The sequence below is a fragment of the Arenibacter latericius DSM 15913 genome, from assembly GCF_000424985.1.
GTDB classification, from domain to species: Bacteria; Bacteroidota; Bacteroidia; order Flavobacteriales; family Flavobacteriaceae; genus Arenibacter; species Arenibacter latericius.
This window is the reverse complement of record NZ_AUKX01000077.1, coordinates 1-8,373: the sequence shown is the minus strand read 5'-3', so window position 1 is coordinate 8,373 and position 8,373 is coordinate 1. Positions and strand designations below refer to the sequence as shown.

Genomic DNA, 8,373 nt, shown 5'->3' with positions numbered 1-8,373 from the left:
GTAGAAGTACACTGATCGTCTGCATAGGCTGGTAAGCTTACCGTTGGAAGAGGATCTACATCAATAACCACATCTATATTATAAGCACAGTCCTTGGCATCTTTCACCCATACGTCCCAATTTAAATTGGTAGTAGGATCAAGAATAGCACTAGCACTTACAGTATAATCCGATGGAGTAGGAGATATCCCGTCCTCAACAAAGGCATAGGTATAACTACCGTTCCCTCCACTGGCCTTAACCGTTACCTGCGCACCAATAGTACAATTGGCATTAATATTTTTAGTAACCACTAAATCAAGGGCGGCATCTGGCGACCCTATAGTCACAATGTTAGAGTTAGCCGGACAGAATGGAGCATCTGTAGCAGTAAGTTCCACATAGAAATTCCCTGCAGAAAGTCCGGCGATGCTTAGCACTCCTGGAGCTACTCCCGTATTTGTTATAGAGGTAGTGGTACCATCACTATGGAACACCTCATAAGAGTAGTTACCAGTATAATCGGTAACATTTATCTCCATCACCCCATCAGAGTCTCCAAAACAGGTTACTGGTGTAATGGCTGTGGCCACAACATCAATTAGATCGTTTGGAACAATAGTGTAAGGTGCAGAAGTGAAATAACATCCTGTTACATTATCTGTCACTCTGAAAGTATAATCACCTACTCTACTCAATTGGTAAACAGCAGTATTACCTGTTACAGATATTGATGTACCATAAGGGCTTCCAACTGGCAATAGTTCAAATGTAAAGTCTCCTGATCCTCCAGTTAATGTTATTTCTATCTCCTCATCATTGCTACAGGATATTTCCGTCAATTGCATAAAGGAAACGTCTGTGATTTCTGGGAGAGGATCAATTGTCTGAGTTAATAGCGCCACAATAGTACATCCATTACTATCCTTAACGTCCACAGTAAATGTACCCGCAGCAGCAGTTACATAGGTATATTGATTTTTGGAGGCACCTGTACCCTCAAAATATTCCCCTCCATCTACACTAAAAAAGTATGGTCCTGTACCTGTAGAAGCATCCGCAATGATATCAAAAGAAGCTGATTGTGTAGTATTATCCACATCACAAGCAAATTCTACCACGTTGCTTATTGAAGCAGCCAATTGAGCCGGCTCAACTATAGTAACGTTGTCCGTAACCACACAGTTTCTGTTAGAAGTCACAGTAATTACGTAATTCCCTGGATTTAACCCTGAGAAAAATCCATTGCTTTGTGTAATGGCCGCATCTACCCCGTTGTCTATGGTAAAGGTATAAGGCGGATTATCATTTACTCCAGCACTTGGTGCTACCAAGCTAACCGTTATGCTACCATCGGCTGCACCAAAACAACTAATATCAGTTTTCTGAGTAGCTTGTAAGGTTACTGCTGTTGGCTCTTCCAAAGTCACCATGATTTCCTTGGTACAATTGGTAGGACTTCCTAATGTATTATCTGTCACCCGGACAACATAAGTCCCAAAAGCCACTCCTGTAAATTGGTTTCCAACTGGGGCAATTCCCGTTGCAGTAATGCCATCCGCTTCCAACAATTCAGTAGTATAGGTCCCTGACCCACCTGCAACTACAAAGTCAATTACCCCATCATTAGTATTACATGATGGTTGGGTATTCACCGAAGCATTAAAATCTAATTCAGGACTAATGGTAATCGATTCAATTTCTCCACATCCATTAGCGTCTAACACCTCAATATCATAAGTACCAGAACTAAGGTTATTAAAGGTATATGGGAAGGATGCAGTATTTTGGAAAGCATTCCCAACAATTCTAACTCGGTATGGAGCTACTCCTGTATTTGTAGCATCTAGGCTAACATTTATAGAATAACTACCTTCTTCTGCACACTCATTTGCAATGAACAATGCAATATCTGGACTAGTATCTTCGGTGATTGTAATATCTAAAACTTTAGAAATACAACCATTCGCATCTTGGGCATAAACATCCCAGTTTGCAGCTGTACTATAATCTAAATGAAGGGTTTCGTCCTCTGGAAATGCTCCAGGAATAGCTGAACCATCTAATACTACCGCATAGGTATAAGGTCCGGTACCTCCACTGGCTTGTACAACTACAATTGCATCTTCATTACAATTGTCTGGCGTATTACTAACCTCAACTACAATTACTTCTTCCGGGGCATCAACCGTTACGGAATTAGAAACCTCGTTACACAAAGGAATTTGTGTTTCCGTTACTCTAACAGTGTACATTCCGGCTGGTAATGTCTGTGGTATTACATAATTAAATGGATTTGAGGTTGCATTAGAGCTTCCAGATGCACCTGACACTGGATTCCCAAGACCATCCAGAACCTGATAATCAAAAGTTCCTGTATAGCCAGAAATATTAATTTGTAATTCTCCATCAGAACTATCACTACAGCTGGCATCTGCAACAAGAGAAGCAGCTACTGAAATAAGCTTATATGGAGCAATATTATGCTCTACAATTACAGAACAGTTCGTATTATTATCTAGTACTTCATAGGCATAATTTCCTGGTGCGGTTAAAACAATATTTGTTGGATCCGCAACCACAGTACCATTTGCCAATTCAGTAATAGTATAATCTCCTGAACCATCCGCTGGGTGTATTTGGATAATTTCCTCGCCGTTATTACAATCTATATTTTGATGTACAGTAATACTAGCAGTTACCTCTTGTTCTACAGGAATAGCAACCGCTATTGCTGCAGTACAACCATTATCATCCTTTACAATCACATTTACATCTGGGGCACCAAAGGCCACATTATAGGTGTTATTAGATTGGAAAGATCCGCCATTAAAACTGTACAAATATGGTCCTGTTCCTGTTGGACTTGGATTATCTACAGTTACCATACTAAAATTATCATCACAACTATATGCAGATGCAGAAGCAGTAAACACCAATTGTGTTGGTTCTGTTACGGTAATAGTTTCGTTATGTAAACACCCTTTATCTGAAATAACAGTAACTGTATAGCTACCTTGTGCCAATCCAGTAAATACGTTGGAGTTTTGAGTAGTAGTACCTCCATCCAAACTATATTGGTAAGGCGTATCTACATTCCCTGCATTCAATGTTGCAGTAATAGTTCCATCACTTCCGCCAAAACAGCTCACCGCCTCAGAAGATAAAGTAAAGGTAGGATTTACTGGTGCATCTATGGTAATAGAAACACTATCTACACAACCGGTAATATTATCTACAATATCAAAAGTATAACTGCCGCTTGTTAATCCAGTAAACACTGGGTTATTAATTTGTGTAGGACCAGCAGGAGAAGTTTGAATAAAATTAAAGTCTCCAGATCCACCATCTGTAACTATGGTTACCTCCGCACTATTTGCAGGATCACATTGCTCCTCAGCAGTTTGTGTTGCTATAGCAGAAAATGGAGGAGAAATGGTAATAATTTTGGCTGCCTCTCCACATCCATTGGAATCTATTACTCTTACAGTATGGTCTCCAGACGAAAGGTTAGATATTGTTACGGTATCTCCTGAATTGTTTAGAGTTACCGGCACAAAAGTTCCACCATTTACACTCATATAATGTGGTGCAATTCCAGCAGTAATTAACTCTACTTCAATTTCATAAGTCCCATCTGAAGCTACACAAGAATCCACAACACTTAAGTTGATAGCTGTTTCAGGGTCTTTTTCTAGTGTTACCGTTACAGGTGGTGCTATACAGCCGTTTATATCCTGTACGTAAATATCATAATCTACAGGATAAGTTACGGAAGTTATCTGCATTGTACTAGATTCTGGAAAAGTTGTAGGGGCCGCGGCTCCTGCAAGCACATAAGCATAAGTATAAGTTCCAGAACCTCCTGTTGCCTTAACCGTAACAAAAGAACCATCAGTACAATTAGCTTTAGACTGGCTTACCAGATTTAATTCTACCGGATTAGGCTCTAATATTCTAAACTCGAATGTATTGGTACAAGATGGACTTGAGTCCTCTTCAAAAAACAACACATAATCTCCTGGAGGAATGTTATTTACAGTTATTGAAGGGGTTGCAGTAGGACCTCCAGCCGGTTGAGCAACACTACCAGAGTAAGCCGCTCCTAAGGGTGAATTGGTAAGGGCATTACGTATCTCGTAATTAAGAACTGTTACACCTGAATCGAAGCCCTCTATTTGAAATTCTAATGATCCATCCGTTTCTCCAAAACAACTTACATCGGTTACAGTTGGGAAATCAACCACATCAATATTTGAAAGATTTGGAATTTCTGCCTCTATGTAACTAGAGCAACCAGTAACATCGTCAATAGCTTGGAAAACATATTTCTGACCTGGGTTTAGACCAGTAAAGGTTGCAAATACAGGGTTACCGGATGTGGTAACAGAATTTGGACCAATACTTGTGCCTAAAATAGTAAAGGTGTAGTTTCCTGACCCACTATCTGCAGTCAATTCAACAGTCCCACCACTTATACAGTCTACAATAGCTGGAGCTGAAGTAAGTGATATATATGGACTAGCCAACACTCTTACTGGATTCTCATAATACTCGCAACCATTCGCGTTTATAATCCTAACATAATAATCTCCAAAATCTAATCCGTCAAAAGTGATGGTAGTATTAGGGGTGGTTACAGGATTTGGTGTTGGTCCTGTTACGGCCACAATATTGTTGGATTGATCATAAAGGGTATAGGTATAATCTGCTACTCCACCAGTTTTTATTTCAATATCTATTGATCCTGCAACATCTCCAGATGGTCCACAAGAAACATTATTTGCGGTAACCTCTGCATCAAAAATATCAGGGTCACTTAATGTTACGCTATAAGTTGTCTCACAACCTTTACTATCTCTAATGGTATAAGAATAAGCGGTACCAGCTGACAGTCCCGAATAGGTTCTTTGAGAAGTAAAAGGACTTCCATTAAAACTAAATTGATATGGAGAAAGTCCTGATCCCGAAACCGGAACAATTTCAACAACTCCATCATCACCTCCATAACAACTAGGATTAGTAGCTATATGCGTAGCTTCAGGGCTGGTAATAGGATCTACTTGGATAGGATTTGAAATTACATTACACCCTTTATCGTCATACACTCTAAAAATATAGTTACCTGCGGTATTGGTATTAAAGCTAAAGCTTGATCCTGTTATTGCAGCACCTGGATTAAATGTAGCTCCCCCGTCAGTACTTACCTCATAGCGGTCATAATTAAGATAACCACCATTTATGGTTACCTCAATAACAGCACCTGTAGGAATAGAACAAGTGAGATCTTTAGTAATCACCGCATTGGTGATTTTTAACCTTTCTGGAACAGTTATCGTTAAATTTCCAGAAGAACAACCAAAAATATCTGTTGTTTCAAAATTATAGGTTCCAGGAGCTAAGTTTGAAAAAGTTTCACTAGCCTGATAACTACCTCCATTTATTCTAAACCTATAAGGCCCTTGTCCTCCTGTAGCGGTTAAGACAATCTCTGCACCATTAGCATCGGAACATAAATCTGATGCACTAAGATCTAAGGCTAGAGTAGGAGTACCTATAGCATTAATAGTAATTGGTTTATCCACTATACATCCGTTGGCATCCATTACTCGAATGGTATAGGTACCTGCAGCAATGTCTGTAAAAGTTTTATTGCTTTGGAAGGGTACTATAATCCCTGTAGCAGTATCATCCATCAACTGATGCTGATAGGATCCCCATCCGCCAGTAGCATTAACCAAAATAGAGGCATTGCTAGAACAAGTAACATCTGTATTGGTAAAAGTGAAATCTAATGGAGTAATTGGTTCAGCTATCAAAGCCGGAGCTGATGCTGTACAATTCGTAATATCATCGGTTACAATAACCATATAGGTATCCGCACCCAAATTGGGAACAGAAATCGGAGTGATGGTATTTATATTGTTAGCTGACTGTACTATATTGCCAGCACTATCCTCAACCACATAACTAAATGTGGAAACAAAATCGCTCGCCTCAAAAGTAAATTCTCCATCAAGGTCTCCTTTACAGGTTACGTTTTTAACCAATTGGTACAGTACGCTAACCTTAGGGATGGTATTTACCGTATAGCTTTCTTGTATTGTACACCCTTTGGCATCTGTAACTTCAAAAGTATAGGTACCTGCAGGTAAACCTGTAAAGGTTGCATTATTGCCATTGTCCGTTGCATGTAAAGCAGGTGATATAATTTTATAGATAAACGGCCCATTTCCATCCGTTACATTCACTGTAATATCACTAGTAACAGCCGGACAGGTCATTGCCGTTGGTGTAAAGGACAAATCTGTAGGTCCATTTAACGGATCAATTGTTTGGGTACTGGTTACCGTACAATTATTACTATCCCTAGCTGTAATTGTATAGGTCCCAGCGGTTAATCCAGAAAAAGTAGTTCCAACTCCAAAATTAACCCCATCAATACTGTAGGTATATGATCCTGAACCACCTGAGGTACTCGTTACATCAATAGTTGCAGATCCTGTAGTACAAGTATAATCTTGGGAAACCGCAGTGGATAATGCTAATACTGCAGGATCAGTTAAGGTAACCGTACCTGTTGTCTCACATCCTTTAGCGTCTGTAACAGTATAAGTATAAGTACCTGATGTTAAGCCAGTATAAACCATTTGTGAAGAAGGTGCACTCCCATTAAATACTATTTGATAAGGTGTTGTTCCTCCTGACACGTTTAAATTAACCGATCCGTCGGCAGAACCTGCACATCTTGGGTCTGTTACCACCGGATTTACTGTTGATGGTACATTGTTTGTTACTATTATAGAATTAGATGTTACGGTACATCCCGAAGCATCGGTAATTATAAATTCGTAGGATCCCGCTGTGCTTGTGCTAAATGTGAATGGTGACGCAGGCACTGCCATACTAGCTTGGAAAATTGTTCCGTTTAAGAATACCTCATAAGTGTAAGCTGGATTTCCATTTGCAATAGAAACGTTTATTTCGGCATCTGGACTTATACTACAATCCAAATCTTTATCAAGAGTTGCGTTTACAGTAAGCGTTGGATTTATAGTTATCGTCTCCGTATCTGTACAGTTCTTATTATCTGTTACATCTACGGTATAGGTTCCAGGAGTTAATCCGCTAAAAATATTGTTAGATTGGTAAGCCCCACCATTAATTCTGTATTGAAATGGAGCTTGGCCACCTGAGCTAACAGAAGCAGTTATTGTTAACCCTACAGAAGCATCATAACATAAGTTATTGGCGTTTAAAGCAAGCTCTGGAGCTATGGCAGGATTTAAAGTAAAAGTCGTAGAAACACTACATCCATTTACATCAGTAACCTCAACATTGTAAGGTGCGGAAGTATCTAATAACCCCTCAAATACTCCAGTAGTATTAGAGAAAACAGCTCCACTTGGGTCTGTAATTTGATAAGAGTAACCACCCCATCCTCCAGAAACAGAGATATTCACCTTTCCAGGAACCGTTCCACTAACAGAACAGCTTGGATCTGTGACTGTCACTGCATCAATCATTAGGGAATCTGCTGGTTCATTCACGGTAACCGTAGCCGTATCAGTACAATTAGTAGTATCGTCCGTAACAGTAATTGTATAATCACCAGCAACTAAACCACTAAAATTCAATTGACTTGTTGTAATTCCGTTTTGTGGGGTTATTGTCGTAGGTCCGGTTACAGTAAAACTATAAGTTCCAGAAATCTCAGTGACATTATATTGAATAGCACCATCCGATCCTCCTTGGCAAGAAACATTCTCCACTAAAGTTCCAGATACATTTATCTTTTGTACTGGGATAATAGTAAAGTTCTCCTCATAACTACAACCCTTTGCATCGGTTACTTTAAAAGTATAGGTGTCGGGAGAAAGATTACTGAATACACCTGTGGTATTGGCAGCGATTGCTCCTGCGGGATCAATAATTTCGTAAGTAATTGTACCACTTCCTCCGGTAACCGTAAGGTTCACCTCTGACGTCTCTGCAGTACAATAAGGTGCTGTAGCGTTAAAAGTAATATCCGTTGGTGGGTCTAATGCCGGGATACTTACGGGTAGGGCCGCAAAAGTACATCCGCTAGCATCTTTTACAGTAATGGTATAATCCCCATTGGTAAGTCCGCTAAAAGTATCTCCCGTAACAAAGGTCACTCCGTCAATACTATAAGTATATCCTGGTGTTCCTCCTGTTACGTTTTGTACCTGAATGCTAGCTGTTTGTAAGCAAGTATAGGGCTGAATTAATACCGCATCTGCAGTAATAGGATTTGGAGCAGTTAAAGTAGCACTGCCATTATAAGTACAACCTTTACTGTCTTGTACTATATAATTATAAGTCCCAGAAGCAAGTCCGCTGTAGGTGGTCTCATTACTAAGTCCCGCTCCA

The 8,373-nt window shown here is 39.7% G+C and carries 1 pseudogene; it reads right to left on the bottom strand.

Annotation, left to right across the window (positions count from 1 at the left end):
• A pseudogene (locus H344_RS0116260) lies at positions 1-8,373 on the bottom strand (hypothetical protein); the annotation flags it as partial.